The sequence below is a fragment of the Enterococcus sp. DIV0756 genome (assembly GCF_051710745.1).
GTDB lineage: Bacteria > Bacillota > Bacilli > Lactobacillales > Enterococcaceae > Enterococcus_A.
In genome coordinates this window covers 1,060,391-1,077,739 of sequence record NZ_JBIOLF010000002.1, presented here as the reverse complement: position 1 = coordinate 1,077,739, position 17,349 = coordinate 1,060,391, and the positions used below count along the sequence as shown (strand labels likewise).

Genomic DNA, 17,349 nt, shown 5'->3' with positions numbered 1-17,349 from the left:
CATTCTCCTCCTAATTCAATTCCACTTTATTCAAGAACTGCAATGCTTTTTGTAGGGTAACATTGCCGCCTGCAACAGGCTGCCAATCGAACTGAACAGCTTTCCCATTTTGACTAGTGATCGCATCTGAGAAGCTGCGTAAACCAATATTGATGAAGGAATCGTTCGTCAGTAGGCGCATCATCTCTTTTGATGGCGTTAATGAAAATTCACCCGCAGCCTTCTTAGCTAATACTTTTCTTTCTGGTAGTATCAACGGATTGCCTAACATTTGCACGGCTAATTTGACTGCTTGAGCGTTGCTGTTGCAAATGATAGCGCCAGCCGCTTCAAGAGTTGCTTTTTGCTCAGCCATATTTTGCGGATCTTCATCTGTTCCGACGATCGTCGCAATCACGGCCAGCTCCCGACCTTCTGATTGGGCTTTTTCTTTGATCTCTTTGATGGTCGGAGCCAGCTCCTTCGCCATATTTTCATGCGAGCCATAGCCCAACACATCATCTAATAGAATGACTGCGGTGGTATCTTCATCTGCCGCTTGTGCCAACATCTCTTGACGTTTGGAAGGGTCAATCATCGGATGAGGTTTCCCTTGGGTATAAATGTCATCGCCTAAATCGATGATTTCATGCACGCCGTCCTTCAAAATAAAACCATCTTCCGTCACGTGATCATCGCTTAGCCCTAAGGCACGCCGCATCAGCATCGCGGCCTCATAAGCTAGTGTGCCGCCAGAATACAGACCTTTGATCCCTGTTTGTTTTGAAGTGAATTGATAACCTGGATCAGTCAAAACGGATTCCTTTGGAGCTACAGCTTCTCCATTCATTAATTGAACAGCGATCTCAGCTGCTTCTTCCAGGGTGTAGGCACGATAGAGATTTTCTTCATGATCAGTCGGATCTTCCCCTAAGAAAATCGTCACGACTGACTTCGATGAACTTCTTAACAACTCAAGCACTTCATCTCGCACACTTGGTGCAGGCGGTTTAGAGATCACTACGATCACTTTCGTATCTGGATCATTTTCCAATGTTGCTACACTGTCCTTCAACGTGATCCCGCCGACTTCAGCCTTCAAATCACGGCCACCGGTTCCGATCGCATTGGTCACGCCGCCACCAAACTTGTGGATCAGCGTGGTCACTTCTTGAATTCCGGTACCAGAAGCACCAACAACACCGATACTTCCTTTACGGACAGCATTAGTAAAGGCTACCGGGATACCATTAATGATGCCGGTTCCGCAATCTGGTCCCATCAATAACAAGCCTTTGTCATGCGCCAGCTGCTTCAAACGAACTTCATCCTCTAAGGCAACGTTATCGCTGAAGCAAAAGACATGCTTACCTTCATTTAATGCATGTTCGATTTCTAAAGCCGCGTGTGTTCCAGGAATCGAGAAAACCGCTACATTGGCATCTTCTCCAAGCTCTAAGGCCTTATCCCATGTTTTAGCGGTTTCAGTTCCTTTGTCTGCACCGCCCTTGCTTTGTTCGGCAAGGAATTCATCAATCGCAGTCAATACTTCTTGGATCAATGCCTCATCTTGATCGATGATGTCTAGGACGATCACCATATCATTTGATGACGCCTTTTCCAGTTCTGTGGTGTACAGTCCACCAGTCTTAAAGATGTCTTTGTTGGCCGGCGTCCCCATCATCACTGAAGCTTTGTTCACTCCAGCGATGGTATTTAAACGGTTTGTTAACAGCATCAGGACAATCGAGTCTTGATAGCTGTTATTCTGAATTATTGTGTGTAACACTTGTTTCCCTCGCTCTCTGCTAAATAGTCGCAAAACTTCCAGTTCCACCATATTGATTGAAATGTATCGTGTCGCTTTCCAGATAGTCCAAGATTTTTTCTGCTATCGGAATGCCTTTACTCATGTATTGCTCATAATTGATTTGATTCGTCTCACCTGGATAATAGACTTGCTTAAATCCAACAGCCGGAGCGATCTCATGCAGTTCACCCACCATTGTCTCCACGCTATGTTTAAAACTTGGCAGATCGGTAAAACGGTTTGGATCGATCAAAATAAAGATTTGACCAAGATTTCTTTTTTCAGTTAAATCGGTATACATCGAAGAAACATTTTTGCCAAAAGGAAGACCCAATAACATACCGGACAAGACATCCACCATCATCATCAGCCCGAAGCCCTTTGGACCAGCTACTGGCAGCAGCCCTTGAACAGCATGAGGATTCGAAGTCGGTTCCCCGTCGGCATCTACTGCCCAACTATCTGGAATTTGCTGATTTTTAGATCGAGCATCTAAAATTTTCCCCCAAGCTTGAACCGTGGTCGCCATGTCAAAAACTACTGGAGCACCCTGTTCTCTAGGTATAGCAAAAGCGATTGGATTCGTTCCAAAGTAATTTTCTGAACCGCCAAATGGCACGACCATGGGATCTGACTGGCACATTGAAATAGCGATTAGATTTTCCTCCGCTGCACGCTTTACATAGTAAGAAAGCGTTCCACAATGACTGATTCGTTTTGCCCCGACGATTGCAGCACCGGATTCTTTTGCCATATCAATGGCATAATCTAAGGCATTCAATGCGGCGTATTGTCCCACTCCATTGTCACAATGAACGATCCCTGTGCTTGCGCCCGTTCTTTCAAACATAATGTCAGGATCAAGCGTGACACCACCTTTTGCGATCCGCTCAGCATAATAATCGACTCGAACTGCTCCATGAGAATGAATCCCGCAGGCATCAGCGAAAACTAAATGTTCTGCCACAAGATTGGCCTGATCTTTCCTCAAACCCGCTCTGCTTAATTTTTCTTGAATCAACTCATGTAATCTTGCTGGTTGAACATTCACTGTTTCTTCCATAGTAAAAGCTACTTCCTTTTCTTAGATTTCAGGGTCACGATTACAGTCTTTTGAGTAGACATATTTTAATGGCTCTTCACGCCCGACTGCATAGGCAGCTTGATGAACATAGGCGCTCATAAAGATATAGTCGCCCTTTTCTACCGGCAGCCAATCATTGTCCAAATTGTACATACCCTTTCCAGAAAGCAGATAGGCACCATGCTCTTGATAATGGGTCTCGATATAGCCATGACTAGCTCCCGGCTCAAAGGATAAGATATGGAAATTCATATCAAAACCAAGATCCTTAGGTAAAAAGTCCCAAAGCAATACATCCTTCATGCCTTCATACTGAATCGGTTCCATCTCATTGACATTGCCTACTACTTTATATGCACTATGACCTTCTAGTGGCTGATAGCGTTTCTTATATAAGAAAAAATCTGTGTCCTCTTCTTGTGCATTTGCTAAAAACATTTTTTCCTCTGCTGGTAAATAAACATATCCGCCAGAGATTACGGTGTGGCTTTCTTTGCTGTCGCTCACCTTCAGCTTGCCATCAATCACGTAAACTAACGTCTCGATGCCTTCTCCGCCGAAGCCTAATTCATTTTTGCCATCCTTATGAAAAGTCATGATGTAGTCCACAAAGCTTGCTCCAAGCTTTGTCGAACCTAGGATTGAGCAATCACAATTCTCAAAACCTGGGATCACATTATTCACCAAACCATCATGGGGAAGAACCGCATAATTGTTTTTCTTGATGACTGCTCTTGATTCTAATAAGCCGTCGAGATAGCCGATGTTATTATTTTTGTAACCCATTTTTCTCTCCTCTTTCCTACTCTTTATACGCCAGTTCATAGAGCGCTTGAGCCAGCACTTCCACCCCGGCAGTAAGGTCTGCTAAGTCAGTCGCTTCTGCTGGATTGTGGCTGATACCTTTGATACTAGGCACAAAAATCATGGCACTCGGATAATGCGGTGCGATGACTTGCGAATCATGCCCCGCTCCGCTATGCATCACTTTGTATTTCATTTCTTTCGTTTTTGCAGCTTGCTCGACGATATCAACGACGCTCTTGTCCATTGGAACGGGTGTTTCATCCATCCAAAGATCAATTTCCAATGCTAATCCAAGCTCGTTGGCTACTTCTTTCATGTATGCTTCCGCTTCTTTAGTGAATCGATTCAATTCATTGGCATCCGTATGGCGGCAATCCATGGTGAACAAGACTTCGCCTGGAACAACATTGACAGTATTCGGCTTTGGCTCAACCTTGCCAAAAGTAACAACAAGCGGGTCGCCCTCAGCAAATGCACGATCAATAATTCCTGAACAAATTTTTGAGAAACCGTAGACCGCATCGCGGCGATAGCCCATTGGAGTCGTACCGGCATGATTGGCTTCTCCCTTTAGAACGAAGGTGTAGCGCTTCTGACCGGCGATATTATTCACAACACCGATTTGTAATTTCTCATTTTCTAACACATTTCCTTGTTCAATGTGAATCTCAACAAATGCTTTGATGTCTTCGCGTCTTGCTTTCGCTTCATCAGCAAAATCAAAGCCTTGGCGGCGCATTTCATCAACAAATTTCAAGCCTTCAGAGTCGGCGATCCCTTCCACCTGTTCTCTAGAGGCTTCACAGACAAAGTTTTTACTGCCCCAAAAGACTGTCGGGAAACGACTTCCTTCTTCTTCAGCCATCGAAATAACTTCTAGTGAACGCAAAGGTTTGCCATAGGTTTCCAATAATTGCTGAATCGCAAGATACGCAGCCATCACGCCAAATTGACCATCTAGCGTACCACCATTGACAACGGTATCGATATGGGAACCAGACAGAATTGTTTCTTCAGGATATTTTGTCCCTGTCACACGGCCAAATAAATTTCCGACTGCATCAAATGAAGTCTCCAGTCCGATTTCCTGCATTTTTCCTTCAACAAATTTTTGAGCTTCTAGCCAAGAATCAGAGTAAAGCAGTCTCGTCATCCCGCCTGTTGGATCACTGCCTATCTGCGACAATGCGTTGATATTTTTATCTAGACGATTTTCTAAGGTCATTCCATGAACCTCCCTTTATTGATTAAACTTATTGTAAGCGGTAATACTTTTAACTTCATTGTTCATAAGTAACAAAAATCGATATCTATTTGTGCTAAAGCACTGTGAATTCCCTTTAGATGATTTTTTATAATGAGATAGAAAGAAGGGATTATATGAGTAAACAGGTATTTGTTTATAAAACTTGGGATCAGATTTCTTTAAAAGCGTCTTTTTTTACTAGTCTGAGAACCGATTCAAAAAAAGCGACAATTCTTTATTTGCACGGCGGCGGTTTCCTCTTTGGTGATCGTGATGATCTGCCAGAGCTTTATTTAAATAGTTTTCTTGAAAATGGGTTTAATGTTCTGACTTTTGACTATCCTCTTGCTCCTGAGACAACATTAACCGAAATCATTCACTGCTTAAAAGAAGCAATTAGGTGGTATTTAAAAAATTATCAAACGAAATTAAACCTTTTAAATTCCGACTTCTTTCTATTTGGTCGATCAGCTGGAGGCTATTTAGCGTCAATCTTGACGAATAATAATTATAAGCAGCAGCTTGGCCTAATCCGCTTTTATGGATATCACCAACTTGAACATACGGATTTTGTTTTGCCAAGCTCCTTTTATAATCGTTTTCCAAAAGTCCCGCCTCATGAAGCTCAGCAATTGATTCAAAATCAGCCTATCACTGATGAAGTTTTAGCGAAGAGGTTTCCTATTTATCTTTCTGCTCGCCAATACGGAAACTGGTTGAATTATTTAGGAACAATTACAGATGAACTATCCCTCAACTCAGATCAACTAAAGCAGTTTCCACCTGCATTTATCGTTCACTGTAAAGAAGATCCAGATGTTCCACCAGCAGCATCGCGCCAATTATCTGAAGCAGTTAAACGTTCCACGCTATTAGAACTCGACTTGAATGAGCACGATTTTGATCGAGCGAAAAATCCAATAGCCGACAATGTTTATCAGAAGCTGATTCGTTGGCTGGTCAAACAAGATTGCTAATCAAAAAAAGAAAGCTTCGATTTTACTATACAATAGTAGAATCGGAGCTTTTACTCATTTTTTTAAGAGGTTATCTTATTCTGCAAATTTATTCTTATGATCATAGCGATCGTAATGAATATCATCGCTGACTAGGTATTCATAAATATCATCAACGATTTCAATACCTTTTTCTTCATAGTTTTTCTCACGCATTCTTCCTCGCTCACCAGGATAATTCACTTCTTTGAATCCGGCGCTTGGTGCGACGGCTTTTAATTCATCTAACATTGTGGAAATTGTTTGCTTAAACATATCTAGACCAACGAAGAATTCAGGGTTGATCACGATGTGCAATTGTCCCAATTCTCTTCCTTTGGACAAATCATGATACATTGATGAAACGTGTTTCCCAAATGGAACACCCAGTAATACGCCAGATAAAACATCCACCATCATCATCAAGCCATATCCTTTTGCTCCGGCAATCGGCACTAGAGCATTTACCTTTGTCGAATCTGTCGTAGGGTTTCCCTGCTCATCAACTGCCCAAGTATCAGGAATCGATTCTTTGCGTGAGCGAGCATGCAAAATTTTCCCCCAAGCCTGAACAGTTGTTGCCATATCAAAGGTAATAATTCGTTCATCGTTGCTTGGTGCCGCAAAGGCAATCGGATTGGTCCCAAAAAATGGCTCGCTTCCGCCGAATGGTACGACCATCGGATCGGATTGACAAACCGATACTGCAACCATATCTTTTTCAGCCGCTCTTTCTACATAGTAAGCCAAAGCACCGCTATGAGAGATATTTCGGATACCGACGACGGCTACACCTGTCTCTTTGGCGATCTCAATTGCATGATCCATGGCCTTTTCAGCCGCAACGAATCCTGAACCATTATCTCCTTCAAACATCCCGCAGCTCGGTCCAGTTTGCGAAAAATTGAATTGTGGATCCTGAGTGATCCCTCCTTTAGCAATCCGTTCTGAATAATACTCTACACGCATCGCACCGTGAGAGTGAATCCCTCTAGCATCAGCAAACGTTAGTACATCACTGACAATTTCTGCTTGGTCTTCTGAAAGTCCCGCTTTGATAATTTTATTTTTGATTAATTGATGCAATTCCGTTTTTGTTAATCTCATTTTTTTCACCTTTTCTTTTTTTATTTTGGCCTTTTCAACATGCTTTTCCATTCCTATCGTACGTGTTTTTTAGCAATCGGACATTGTTCAAAATATACAAAAATTAAATAAAAATTGTTGATTTCTATTTAATCTCACTATATGAGTGTTTGATATCTCCCTTTAATTGAATTGCAAAAAAGCTCAAGAAATTACAACTTCCTGAGCTACAATAGATCTTTTATCATCCTTCTTACGATTGCAATATAGGTCTCTTAAAAAGGTCAGCTATCTTATTTATTCTTGTTTCACCATTTTTAAGCCTACTTCACCCTGACCTTAAAACAGTAACATAAAGCGAGTAACTAATCAGAACATCATCTACTTTCTTCAATGACCACTAAATAGATTCTTCAAAAGCTCACAAGAAAGCTTTATTCTGTTGAAACGACTATTTTGATTGGCGTACATTCTCCACCATTACAGTTGCTTTCGGAAACACTGCATGCAGCAACAGCTAGCTGCACATCCATTTCAGCTTCTAAAACAATCTTGTCTCCGGCTTTCGAGAGTGGTGGTTCAACAGAAATTTTTCCGTTGGGTAAGATTTTGGTATACATAAAGATATTGAATGGCGTAATTTCATTTTTTCTGAGGTTAAACTTCTCATCTAGCGAATCATTGATATTCACTAAACAACTCGAATGCCCATCCCCATTATTGTAAAAAAATTCATACATTTCTGGTCTGCAACAGGGATGCAATAAATCGTGCTCCTTCACATCGTCCTCAATGATGGTGAACATCTTGTTGTATAAGTTTGTATACAATGAATCTCCGGTGCTTACTTTCAAGCTTTCATTGCAATCAATCGTTACACCAGCAGAAAGCTGCTCAGTAAACGCAGCTTGGTTTGTCGCAAAAAAGTCGACCACTTGTTTCCCATGTAAATCAATAATTTCGATTTTCTCACCTTTTTCTACAGCAATAGTCAATCCGCTTTTCGCTTCAACGATAAATTCCCTTTCCATTTAAATCCTCCTATTAAATTGGTTAAAAAAGCCGCTCTCTTCTATACAGTAAAAATTCTATTATCTAACTATACAATAAAAATAGTTGTCCCGTCTCTTTGATCTAATGGAAAGGTACATCCATCTCCTCCTCTTTATGGAAATTTCTTCATTATAAAACAATTGACCTCTGCCTAAAAGCCAACTAATCTAAAAGATAAGAGATATTTCCGCAATTTTACATTTCGCCGATGACTAGATCGGAGTTTAGTCGAATAAAACAACTAGGGAGAAGAAAATGAAAACACCAGTGATTCTAATTGTTGAAGACGAAGAGAGTTTGATCAGCTTTATCGCTGATGAGCTAAGATATGAAAACTATGAGGTATTGATTGCTGAAGATGGACAAAAGGCATTAGAACTTTTTGACGCCAATGAAGAAAAGATTAGTCTGTTGCTGCTAGATTGGATGCTGCCTAAAGTTGATGGGTTGACCGTTGCCCGTAAAATTCGCCGGCGGAGTCAAGTACCGATCTTGATGATGACTGCCAAGGACCAAGTGGTCGACAAGGTGTCAGGCTTAGATGCTGGGGTGGACGACTATCTTACCAAACCTTTTGATATTGAAGAATTGTTAGCACGGATTCGCGTAATTCTTCGGCGAGAGGAACGAATACAGTCACTACAAAACGAACCGATTATTACTCAATATCAAGATTTAGTCATGGATGTGGTAAAAAGAACCGTTAGACGGGATGGACAGGACATAATCCTTACACAAAAAGAATTCGACCTCCTTTACGAACTAATGAAAAAGCCAGAGGAAGTTTTGACTCGAGATGAACTATTGAATGAGGTATGGGGCTATGATTATATTGGTCAGACCAACACTGTTGATGTCTTTGTTCGAGCACTGCGGAATAAATTGGATGACGCGCAGCATCCTCGCTTGATCCAGACGGTCCGAGGAGTCGGCTATGTCTTGAGGGTTGCCGATGAAAACTAAAAATGACCAAGGGAAAACATTGCAATATCAGCTTGTCACCCGTTTCAGTATGATCATGTTAGGACTGGTTCTGCTAGTAAATATTCTGATTCTCAGTGTCACCGCCCTACAACTTTATCAATCCAGCAAGAAAGAAACTGAAGCGATAGAAGACGCCCTGTCTCAAGTAGAAACACAGACGAACCAAGAATGGAAAAATACGCTGCAACTGTACATCGCCGCAGATGATCCGAGGTATTATATCCGCGTTTCTCTACAGAAAAACAATACGGTGTATTCAAGCGAAGCCTATCAGCTATATGACAACTTTCAAGAGTTAAAGCAGCTGCCTTTTCTGTCAGATGTTTTATGGTATGGCGATGCGCCCTATTTCTTTAAACAATTCCATGTCAAAAATACTAGTGTGGCGGTGCTTACCAGCATGGAAGACAATTTTGAGATTTTGGCGACCTTGTTCCTATGGTCTCTGGGCATATCAACTTTGATCCTACTGCTAGGAATCTTTTTCATCGCCAGATTTGCTAAAAAAATTAGTGCGCCATTGGTAAAAATGAATCATGAGGTCCAAAGCCTATCGCAACGACCGCAAGTAAATGAACGACTGTCAGAGCCCAGCTCACCAAAAGAAGCGAGCAACCTTGCCGTATCCTTCAATCGACTTCTTCATCAACAGGAGCAATTGATGCAGCGGGAACGCCAATTTATCTCGGATGCTTCCCATGAGTTGAAAACACCGCTGGCAGCGATTCGAGGACATGTCAATCTTATCAAACGTCGGAACAAAGAGCATCCCGAGGTAGTGGAAAAATCACTGCCCTTCATTGATAAAGAATCAAAACGAATGGAACTGCTCACCAATCAACTGTTGATTCTTGACCGCGAGAACCAGCAAGGGGAGTTGCAAAAGATTTTCTTGGCTCCGCTTATCCATTCTACTCTTGAGGAGTATGCCTCACTGATGACCCAGAAGCTGAATCTCCAATTAGATGAAGAAGCGAACCTTATAGGGAATCCTGAGCAATTTTACCAGATCATTCGTAACTTGATTGAAAATGCTGTGAAGTATACACTAAATGATGGACAAATTACGATTTCCCTCACTACCAATGAAAAAGAAATCAATTTAAAAGTAGCAAATACAGGAGAAAACATTCCAGATAGTGAAAAGGAAAAGATTTTTGAACGCTTTTACCGCATCGACCGTTCCCGTTCCAGTAAAATTCCCGGAACCGGTATTGGACTTGCCATCGTGAAGCAATTAACGGAGCTTTACCATGGTACGATTACTGTCACGGATCACCAACCGAGCGGTGTATGCTTTACTCTGGTCTTTCCTAACTAAGATGAAGACTTCTTCATGAAGACTTCATCTCATCTTATTTTTCTATCTCCTTCAGCCCGCTATACTATAGATATAGAAAGAAGAAACACGAAAGGAAGATGGAAATGAAAAACAAAGGATTACTTTTAGCGATTACTAGCGTGGCGTTACTACTTTTCGCCGGCTGCAGCGACAACACTGCTCAACTAGAGAGCGGCAATCAACAGGAGGAAAGCAGCCAGAGCATGAGCCAAGAAAAGAGTTCTGCACAATCAAGCAGCCACACTACCGCCAGCACAAAAAATAGTTCGGACACAGCAAACAAACAGATATCTCTACAAGAGGCAATCGCTGTTTATAGAAAAGAAAAGCCAAATACGGATATCACTGGCATTGAAATTAACTCTCGGATGAACCAGCTCATCTATGAAATCGAAGGAATGGATGCTAACAAAGAGTACAAATACTACATCTCTGAAACTGGTGAAGTTCAGACTAAAGATGAAAAAACACTGGATGAGGATGATCGCGGCGAAGACGAACGCAACAAAGAAAAACTTAGCTTCGAGAACCTCCTTCCTTTAGATAAAATCAACGCCATCGCCAAAAAAGAAGTCGATGGCAACATCGTAGAATGGTCACTAGAAAGAGAACTTTCGAAAACCCTCTGGGAAGTGAAAGTCGAGAAGAATGGTAAACAAACAGACATCTCCATCGACGCTCAATCTGGAAATGTTTTGGAAATAGACGAAGATGATTAATACACAAGCGGATCTCCGCGCATTGATGATGCAGAGATCCGCTTGTTTTATGATTAAGTACTAGGATTTTATTAACGCTCTAAACTTGTCTTGCCTGCTTGATCTCCAGAAATTTGAAAAGCATGGTCCTCATCGTAATCAAAAAACGAATCACTCACAGCCATATTGCTGATCGCAGCGCGCTGTTTGCTCAATCAAGAAAAGCTTGGTTAATCTCCTTTTTTCCCTGCATCTTTCCATTAAATTAAGAAGGAATTTTATCTCATAACTTAACAATCGTTCAGTCAGCTTCATTTTTTCTTTCCGAACGTAAAGTTTTTTCGTCTTTCGCTTATCAATAAACTATGGATCGTTCTATACTTAGTCTTAAAAAGCTCCATTCCTAAATATCTAAACTCTTCATAACGTCCAAATATTAATTGATAAACAACAATCATGTATTTTATTCTTATCGATCACTTCTATTGTTGATAGAAATATGGTTCAAAACCTATCCTGCACTAGTTACTGCAAATTTTTAAAACCAATAACAACTCAATTATCTCTTTTGCGATATTTTTATTGTTAAAATATATTAGTAAAAATTGATTTTCAGCATACTGGGTTCTCTTCATTATCCTATGTAAGGGAAAAACATTGAAAAAACACTTGCAATGAAGTTAAAACCGAACGTTATCGCAAGTGTTGTATGGCTATATAAATAATCAGAAAAATGGCATCTCTTCAATAAAAGTAGTTATTTTCACACTACTGATCATGCTCTGCATGCCATTTATCAATTGCTTCTTTCCGCTCCTTGAACCGCTTCTCATTTCCTTGTGTTGTTGGCAAATAGTATTGATGCCCTTCCAACGAAGCCGGCATCGTCTTCATTGAGGTCAATTTATCCTCAGTATAATGCGCGTATTGATAGTTTTCTCCATAGTGCAGGTCCTTCATCAGCTTCGTGGGCGCATTGCGAATAACTAAAGGTACCGGCTCGTTCATAGTTTCGTAGACATCTTTCTTCGCCGATTGATACGCAGCATCTACCGCATTTGATTTAGGCGCCAATGATAAATAAATCACCGCTTGCGTTAAATGAACATTACACTCCGGCAGGCCAATAAATTGGCAGGATTGAAAAACCGTATTGGCTAATTCCAAGGATCGAATATCTGCCAAACCAATATCTTCACTGGCAAAACGAACCAATCGTCTGGCGATGAACAATGGATCTTCCCCTGATTCTACCATTCGAGCGAGCCAATAGATCGCTGCATCCACATCGCTGTTTCGCATGGATTTATGCAGTGCCGAAATCGTATTGTAGTGTTCTTCACCTTTCTTATCATAAAGAAAAGATTTTCGTTCGATCAAATCCAGCAGCTTCTCTTCCGTCAACGTCACCGTATCGGCTTCTTTATCTCCGTTAAGAACAGCCATTTCTAGCGTATTCAGTGCTACTCTGGCATCACCATTGGCATATTTTGCAATAGAATCTAACACTCGATCGTCCAGTTCAATTTTTAACTTGGGAAAACCTCTTGGACTATCAATTGCTTGCTTTAAAAGCTGTAAAATATCCTCACTCTCCAGTTGATTTAAGACGAAAACCTTACTCCGCGACAACAAGGCTGAGTTGATTTCAAAGGAAGGATTTTCGGTAGTGGCTCCAATTAGAATGATACTGCCATTTTCAACATAAGGTAAAAAAGCATCCTGCTGGGCTTTGTTAAAACGATGGATTTCATCCACAAAGACAATGGTTTTCGTTCCAAATGTTCGATTATGCTCTGCATCCTTCATTACCGTTTTTATTTCTTTAATCCCACTTGTCACTGCACTAAAATTGATAAATTCGGATTTTGTCTGATTGGCAATGATCCGAGCCAGTGTTGTTTTGCCTACACCTGGCGGTCCCCAAAAAATCATTGATGAGACACGATCATTTTCAATGATTTCCCGCAGCAACTTTCCTTTACCCAGTAAGTGCTTTTGTCCGACAAACTCGTCCAGATTTTCAGGTCGAACGCGCGTTGCTAACGGCTCGCTCTCTTCTCTGGATTTTTCAAAAATTGAACCTTGTCTCATTCAAACCCCTCCTCAAAACGAACATTTGTTCTATTTTAACATTTTAATTCTTTATTTACAAAGTAATTCCTTGTATAGAACGCGCTTAATTCAAACTCTAGCGCTCAATTAGTAAGTCTGTTTTTTGTTATAATGAAAGAAAAATGAAGAAACAAATTAGGGTGGGAAAATATGAATAATGATATCACTATTCCAGATAGAAAGATTACAGTTTTTAGCACAGCTAAGCGACGTGAATGGTTGGGCTGGCTTGGTTCCATGTGTTGGTTATACTTTATGATGTACGGATATGATGTTTTCATGTCGCAAAGATTTGTTTATGGTGAAGGCAGCCGAGTGCCTTTCTATTATATGGTTGTATTTACTCTAGCACTCCTTTTTTTCGGTCTGTGCTTCTCCAGGGATGTAGAAAAGCTTTCTCACATTGCTTTTTTTCTGCACCGTCTGCCATTTTCATTACGTTTACTCTACCTTTCTTACCACCATCTCTAGGAGCCATTCTTTACGTTCTTTCCCCAATATTGGTTGCACCGTTAGTATTGCGGAGAGTTTATGGCGTATTTAACGTAGGGAACTCGAAAAATCAATTAACTAGATATATATCCGCTATTTCAGTTTGTGTCCTTCTTTTTGCTTTATGGATCATTATTCGCCCTTCAAAAGAACTTGCTTTTCTAGTGCCGGCGCTTTTTCTTATTATGGCTTGGGTCGGTATACGTCGCACAATCATCGTTTCAAGTGAATCAATCACTGTTGATAATAATATACGTTCAACCAAAATTATCTATTATTTGATTTTAGCAGTAGCGGCTGTCTTAGTATTTTGGACGAATTTAATGGGATTGATCATTCACTCCCATACTTCAAACATTGGCTTTGAAACGTCTAATTTAATGCTTACTTTACTTAGCTATATTCTTCCTGCTGCCAGTTTTTTTATGTATGGATTAATCAGCGAAAAAGGGTATGAGCGAATTGGCTTTGTTTGTGCCGCTCTCCTGCTTGTCTTAGGAATTTTACTTGCTCTTTTGCCAAATCACGATCAGATAGTTTTATTTCTAATCTTAACTACTAATTCCATCGGCGGCACTTATTTTGAATTTTTCATTTTGACCATTCCAATCAAACTTTTGGCTAGCCCAAGACACCCACTGCTTACTCCTGCATTAGGCATCCTAGCTAATCTGATCAGTTCAGCTTTATTATATATTCCTGAGCTCTGGCTACCGCAAATATTTCAAAAATTAGGTGCTCCAGTAATCATTTCCGCTGCCATTTCCGTCATTATTTGTATCATCTTGGTTTTTCTACTTTTTGAGCACTATCAAGTAAAAACACTGTCTGACGCGTTATGTACTTTCCTTTACAAAAATGAACTGTTATTGCCTTCTGTCCGTGAGCACGATCAAAAGGAAGAGTTGGCTACTGTCGGGTTTACGCAACAAGAAATTGAAGTTTCACTGATGCTGATCGATGGAAAATCAAGAAGTGAAATTACACGCAGGCTTCATTTGAAGGCAGAAACCGCTGACCTATTAATGAAATCGATTCAATATAAAATTAGTGGTGTAGAGGAACCTAATGATATGCTCCCTATAAAGTAGACAAGGAAAAACAAAAATTCCAAATCTACTTTATAGGGAGTTTTTGTATGTCTAAGAGAAGTCTTTATTCTCCAGAAGAAAAGTATTATGTCATTTCAGAGGTAATAGATGACCGTCGTAGTATGAACAGTATCGCTAAGAAACATTCCCTTTCATGGAAAACTATAAATGATTGGATTCGCAAATATAAGGATGGTGGTCTAGAAGGGCTGAAAGAATCAAACACATGGAAACGATATGATCAGGCACTGAAACAAGCCGCTGTTTTGGCTGTCATTAATAAGAAGATGTCCGTTTTAGAAGCCACAATGTTCTTTCAAATTTCTTCGACTTCTGTGTTAAGAAACTGGATTTCACGTTATACTACTGGGGAACCGACAAAATCTACCAGTAAAGGCTGTGTACCCAAAACCATGAAAAAAGGACGTAAAACCACCTATCAAGAGCGTATCGAGATCGCTCAATATACAATCGCTAACGAGCTGAATTACACGCAAGCGATTGAAAAATATGATGTTTCATACCAACAAGTCTATTCTTGGGTAAAAAAATACCAACAACACGGAGAAGAAGCACTAAAAGATAACCGTGGACGAAACAGATCAAGCGAGTTCTTAACCGAAGAAGAACGGCTGAAATTACGAGTAAAAGAACTAGAAGCACGAAACAGGCATTTAGAAATGGAGAATGACTTCGCAAAAAAGTTACAAGAGATTCAGCGGCGAAACCGACCCTCACATTAGTGAGAAACGTTGAACTCTACCAAGCCATTTCTGAATTGCATGAAGAAAAGCATTATTCAATCACGCAACTCTGTCGATTAGCTGGGGTCGCACGCTCCTCTTACTATAAATGGTTAAAGTGGAAACCCTCCAAGAAAGAACTTGAGAATCGAAAACTAGCCAAAGAAATTAAAAAGAAATACGACAGTAAGAAAGGCGCGATCGGCTATCGACAAATTCGAATGCAACTCAACATAAAACTTAAGAAGCGCTATTCTCGGAAACGTTATTACCGTTTAATGAAAGCACTTGGGATCAAAGCAGTGATCAAGAAAAAGCGTCCGACCTATGTAAAAGCAACAGAAGCACACGTCGCAGAAAATGTATTAAACCGGAAGTTTACCGCTGAGAAGCCCAATCAAAAATGGTGTACGGATATTACTGAATTGAGATACGGTAACGGTCGAAAGGCGTATTTGAGTGCCATCATCGATCTTTATGATCACTCGATCGTTTCTTGGGAGCTCGATCATTCCAATAATAACCTCCTTGTCATGACTACTGTTAAAAAAGCCATGCGCAAGAATCCTGGCGTCAAACCGCTGCTTCATAGTGATCGTGGGTTTCAATATACCTCTTATGACTATAAAGCACTCGAAACGAACTATAGGTTCACCAAAAGCATGTCCCGAGTTGGTCGCTGTCTGGATAATCAACCGATCGAACACTTTTGGGGCACATTTAAAGAAGAGAAATTTTATCAAGAAAGCTATCAAAATTTTGATGAACTAAAGAAATCTGTTAGTAGTTATATGCGTTACTACAATAACTATCGCTATTCCGAAGCGTTGAACGAGCTTTCGCCAAACGAGTTTAGAAAGCAAGCCGCATAAAAAAACAGGAATCGAAGGACTCGATTCCTGAATAGCATTATTTTTGTTTTTTAGCTGTCTACTTGACAGGGTGCATTTCATAATCCAGTAATATCGGCTATTTCAAAAAAGTACAAACTCACGAAAAGAGAAACGGAAATGCTTTTATTTCTTCAAGATGAGCTAACTAATGCGAGAATTGCGGCTGAATTAGTCCTATCAGAGTCAACAGTAAAAAATCATGTCAGTAACTTGATGAAAAAATTGCCTATCAGTAATCGAAAAGAAATTCCAAAATGGATAGAAGAAATAAATGATCAGTTATCCGACGATACTTTTTTTTGATGTAAAAAACGTTTTATAATCACTAAAAGAAGCCTAAGGACTAGTTTTGTGAAAATATTAGTCCTGTTTTTTTATCGCTTTCGATAGTAAAGTTTTAATTATAGTTACCAAAAAACTACACACTAGTTGCTTAGGAGGCGCCTTAATGTCAAAAACAAGAAAATTACTTATTATCTGTTTCATTATTTCCGTGATTTCCACGATTATTATGGTCATTAATTCTATTAGTAATTCCCAAACGATCTTATCGCCGGTAATAATCAGTGCTGGGATCGTACCTATCGTGCTCTTTATCGCAATTTTAAATGAAACTGGAGACACAAAGAAATAAGTGTATTACTTATAAAGCAGGTTTAATTTCAAACCTGCTTTTAATATTTGGAGTTACTATCAAAATCCTATATCTGACTAATTCTCTTTTTCAAATTTTAAGATAATTTCCTCATTCTGTCTTGTGGAATAGATTAGATTTTTAACCCTTAAATATACTAATTGAGTCTACTCAAATAGTTCAGCATACTTATTCTTACAAGTTAGAATACCCCATCACTCTCAACTGAATTAAGTAATATAAATGGTTCACTCAACTCATTACTGAAAAATATCAATTCTTGTTTTCCTACAGTAG

The 17,349-nt window shown here is 40.1% G+C and carries 17 protein-coding genes; 10 read left to right on the top strand and 7 right to left on the bottom strand.

Translation table 11 applies throughout. From position 1 onward, the window contains the following. Positions 1-10: 10 nt before the first annotated feature. Genes fdrA through allC form a run of 4 tightly spaced genes read right to left on the bottom strand, consistent with a single transcriptional unit; the run spans position 11 to position 4,905 of the window. Positions 11-1,768, bottom strand: a complete 1,758-nt coding sequence (fdrA, locus tag IGI44_RS21505; protein ID WP_438789954.1) for an acyl-CoA synthetase FdrA — start codon at positions 1,766-1,768, stop codon at positions 11-13. Between the two features lie 19 nt (positions 1,769-1,787). Then, entirely contained in the window at positions 1,788-2,852 is a 1,065-nt protein-coding gene (allD, locus tag IGI44_RS21500; protein WP_438789953.1) for an ureidoglycolate dehydrogenase, read from the bottom strand. 21 nt (positions 2,853-2,873) lie between these two features. Then, positions 2,874-3,659 carry a (S)-ureidoglycine aminohydrolase gene (gene allE, locus IGI44_RS21495; protein WP_438789952.1) on the bottom strand — a complete coding sequence of 262 codons (786 nt, stop codon included), beginning with the start codon at positions 3,657-3,659 and terminating at the stop codon, positions 2,874-2,876. 16 nt (positions 3,660-3,675) lie between these two features. Further along, positions 3,676-4,905, bottom strand: coding sequence for an allantoate deiminase (allC, locus tag IGI44_RS21490; protein WP_438789951.1), 1,230 nt, complete (start codon positions 4,903-4,905; stop codon positions 3,676-3,678). 155 nt (positions 4,906-5,060) lie between these two features. Here allC and IGI44_RS21485 point away from each other — a divergent pair, with 155 nt between their 5' ends. Next, positions 5,061-5,903 carry an alpha/beta hydrolase gene (locus IGI44_RS21485; RefSeq protein WP_438789950.1) on the top strand — a complete coding sequence of 281 codons (843 nt, stop codon included), beginning with the start codon at positions 5,061-5,063 and terminating at the stop codon, positions 5,901-5,903. 75 nt (positions 5,904-5,978) lie between these two features. Here IGI44_RS21485 and allD (IGI44_RS21480) read toward each other — a convergent pair whose 3' ends face one another. Then, entirely contained in the window at positions 5,979-7,028 is a 1,050-nt protein-coding gene (allD, locus tag IGI44_RS21480) for an ureidoglycolate dehydrogenase (RefSeq protein ID WP_438789949.1), read from the bottom strand. A gap of 413 nt (positions 7,029-7,441) precedes the next feature. Next, on the bottom strand, positions 7,442-8,038 hold the full coding sequence (locus tag IGI44_RS21475) for a DUF1989 domain-containing protein (protein ID WP_438789948.1): 597 nt from the start codon (positions 8,036-8,038) through the stop codon (positions 7,442-7,444). Positions 8,039-8,315: 277 nt separating this feature from the next. Here IGI44_RS21475 and IGI44_RS21470 point away from each other — a divergent pair, with 277 nt between their 5' ends. The 3 genes from IGI44_RS21470 (at position 8,316) to IGI44_RS21460 (ending at position 11,105) form a co-directional block, all read left to right on the top strand. After that, on the top strand, positions 8,316-9,023 hold the full coding sequence (locus IGI44_RS21470) for a response regulator (protein WP_438789947.1): 708 nt from the start codon (positions 8,316-8,318) through the stop codon (positions 9,021-9,023). Continuing rightward, the gene (locus tag IGI44_RS21465; protein ID WP_438789946.1) at positions 9,013-10,365 is read left to right on the top strand and encodes a sensor histidine kinase; all 1,353 of its coding nucleotides are present in this window, start codon (positions 9,013-9,015) and stop codon (positions 10,363-10,365) included. Before IGI44_RS21470 ends, IGI44_RS21465 begins: the two co-directional genes overlap by 11 nt. Before the next feature lie 104 nt (positions 10,366-10,469). Next, positions 10,470-11,105, top strand: a complete 636-nt coding sequence (locus tag IGI44_RS21460) for a PepSY domain-containing protein (RefSeq protein WP_438789945.1) — start codon at positions 10,470-10,472, stop codon at positions 11,103-11,105. 747 nt (positions 11,106-11,852) lie between these two features. On the opposite strand, the gene IGI44_RS21455 is transcribed toward IGI44_RS21460, so the two are convergent. Continuing rightward, complete coding sequence (locus tag IGI44_RS21455; RefSeq protein ID WP_438789944.1) at positions 11,853-13,178, bottom strand: replication-associated recombination protein A; 1,326 nt, start codon at positions 13,176-13,178, stop codon at positions 11,853-11,855. A 171-nt stretch (positions 13,179-13,349) separates the two neighbouring features. On the opposite strand from IGI44_RS21455, the gene IGI44_RS21450 reads away from it, so the two are divergent. The 6 genes from IGI44_RS21450 to IGI44_RS21425 all read left to right on the top strand — a co-directional run bounded on the left by IGI44_RS21450 (position 13,350) and on the right by IGI44_RS21425 (position 17,052). Beyond that, positions 13,350-13,670, top strand: coding sequence for a hypothetical protein (locus tag IGI44_RS21450; protein ID WP_438789943.1), 321 nt, complete (start codon positions 13,350-13,352; stop codon positions 13,668-13,670). A 206-nt stretch (positions 13,671-13,876) separates the two neighbouring features. After that, positions 13,877-14,782 carry a helix-turn-helix transcriptional regulator gene (locus tag IGI44_RS21445; protein ID WP_438789942.1) on the top strand — a complete coding sequence of 302 codons (906 nt, stop codon included), beginning with the start codon at positions 13,877-13,879 and terminating at the stop codon, positions 14,780-14,782. 47 nt (positions 14,783-14,829) lie between these two features. Next, on the top strand, positions 14,830-15,525 hold the full coding sequence (locus tag IGI44_RS21440) for a transposase (protein WP_438786461.1): 696 nt from the start codon (positions 14,830-14,832) through the stop codon (positions 15,523-15,525). Then, entirely contained in the window at positions 15,525-16,397 is an 873-nt protein-coding gene (locus tag IGI44_RS21435; RefSeq protein WP_438786459.1) for an IS3 family transposase, read from the top strand. Before IGI44_RS21440 ends, IGI44_RS21435 begins: the two co-directional genes overlap by 1 nt. Before the next feature lie 90 nt (positions 16,398-16,487). Further along, positions 16,488-16,721, top strand: coding sequence for a response regulator transcription factor (locus IGI44_RS21430; protein WP_438790309.1), 234 nt, complete (start codon positions 16,488-16,490; stop codon positions 16,719-16,721). Positions 16,722-16,866: 145 nt separating this feature from the next. Beyond that, positions 16,867-17,052, top strand: coding sequence for a hypothetical protein (locus tag IGI44_RS21425; protein ID WP_438789941.1), 186 nt, complete (start codon positions 16,867-16,869; stop codon positions 17,050-17,052). Positions 17,053-17,349: the final 297 nt, after the last annotated feature.

What these genes read in the sequence shown, in the direction of transcription:
- allD (WP_438789953.1), bottom strand. Translation starts at nt 2,852, where the DNA reads ATGGAAGAAACAGTGAATGTTCAACCAGCAAGATTACATGAGTTGATT.
- allE (WP_438789952.1), bottom strand. Translation starts at nt 3,659, where the DNA reads ATGGGTTACAAAAATAATAACATCGGCTATCTCGACGGCTTATTAGAA.
- allC (WP_438789951.1), bottom strand. Translation starts at nt 4,905, where the DNA reads ATGACCTTAGAAAATCGTCTAGATAAAAATATCAACGCATTGTCGCAG.
- IGI44_RS21485 (WP_438789950.1), top strand. Translation starts at nt 5,061, where the DNA reads ATGAGTAAACAGGTATTTGTTTATAAAACTTGGGATCAGATTTCTTTA.
- allD (WP_438789949.1), bottom strand. Translation starts at nt 7,028, where the DNA reads ATGAGATTAACAAAAACGGAATTGCATCAATTAATCAAAAATAAAATT.
- IGI44_RS21475 (WP_438789948.1), bottom strand. Translation starts at nt 8,038, where the DNA reads ATGGAAAGGGAATTTATCGTTGAAGCGAAAAGCGGATTGACTATTGCT.
- IGI44_RS21470 (WP_438789947.1), top strand. Translation starts at nt 8,316, where the DNA reads ATGAAAACACCAGTGATTCTAATTGTTGAAGACGAAGAGAGTTTGATC.
- IGI44_RS21465 (WP_438789946.1), top strand. Translation starts at nt 9,013, where the DNA reads ATGAAAACTAAAAATGACCAAGGGAAAACATTGCAATATCAGCTTGTC.
- IGI44_RS21460 (WP_438789945.1), top strand. Translation starts at nt 10,470, where the DNA reads ATGAAAAACAAAGGATTACTTTTAGCGATTACTAGCGTGGCGTTACTA.
- IGI44_RS21455 (WP_438789944.1), bottom strand. Translation starts at nt 13,178, where the DNA reads ATGAGACAAGGTTCAATTTTTGAAAAATCCAGAGAAGAGAGCGAGCCG.
- IGI44_RS21450 (WP_438789943.1), top strand. Translation starts at nt 13,350, where the DNA reads ATGAATAATGATATCACTATTCCAGATAGAAAGATTACAGTTTTTAGC.
- IGI44_RS21445 (WP_438789942.1), top strand. Translation starts at nt 13,877, where the DNA reads ATGGCTTGGGTCGGTATACGTCGCACAATCATCGTTTCAAGTGAATCA.
- IGI44_RS21440 (WP_438786461.1), top strand. Translation starts at nt 14,830, where the DNA reads ATGTCTAAGAGAAGTCTTTATTCTCCAGAAGAAAAGTATTATGTCATT.
- IGI44_RS21425 (WP_438789941.1), top strand. Translation starts at nt 16,867, where the DNA reads ATGTCAAAAACAAGAAAATTACTTATTATCTGTTTCATTATTTCCGTG.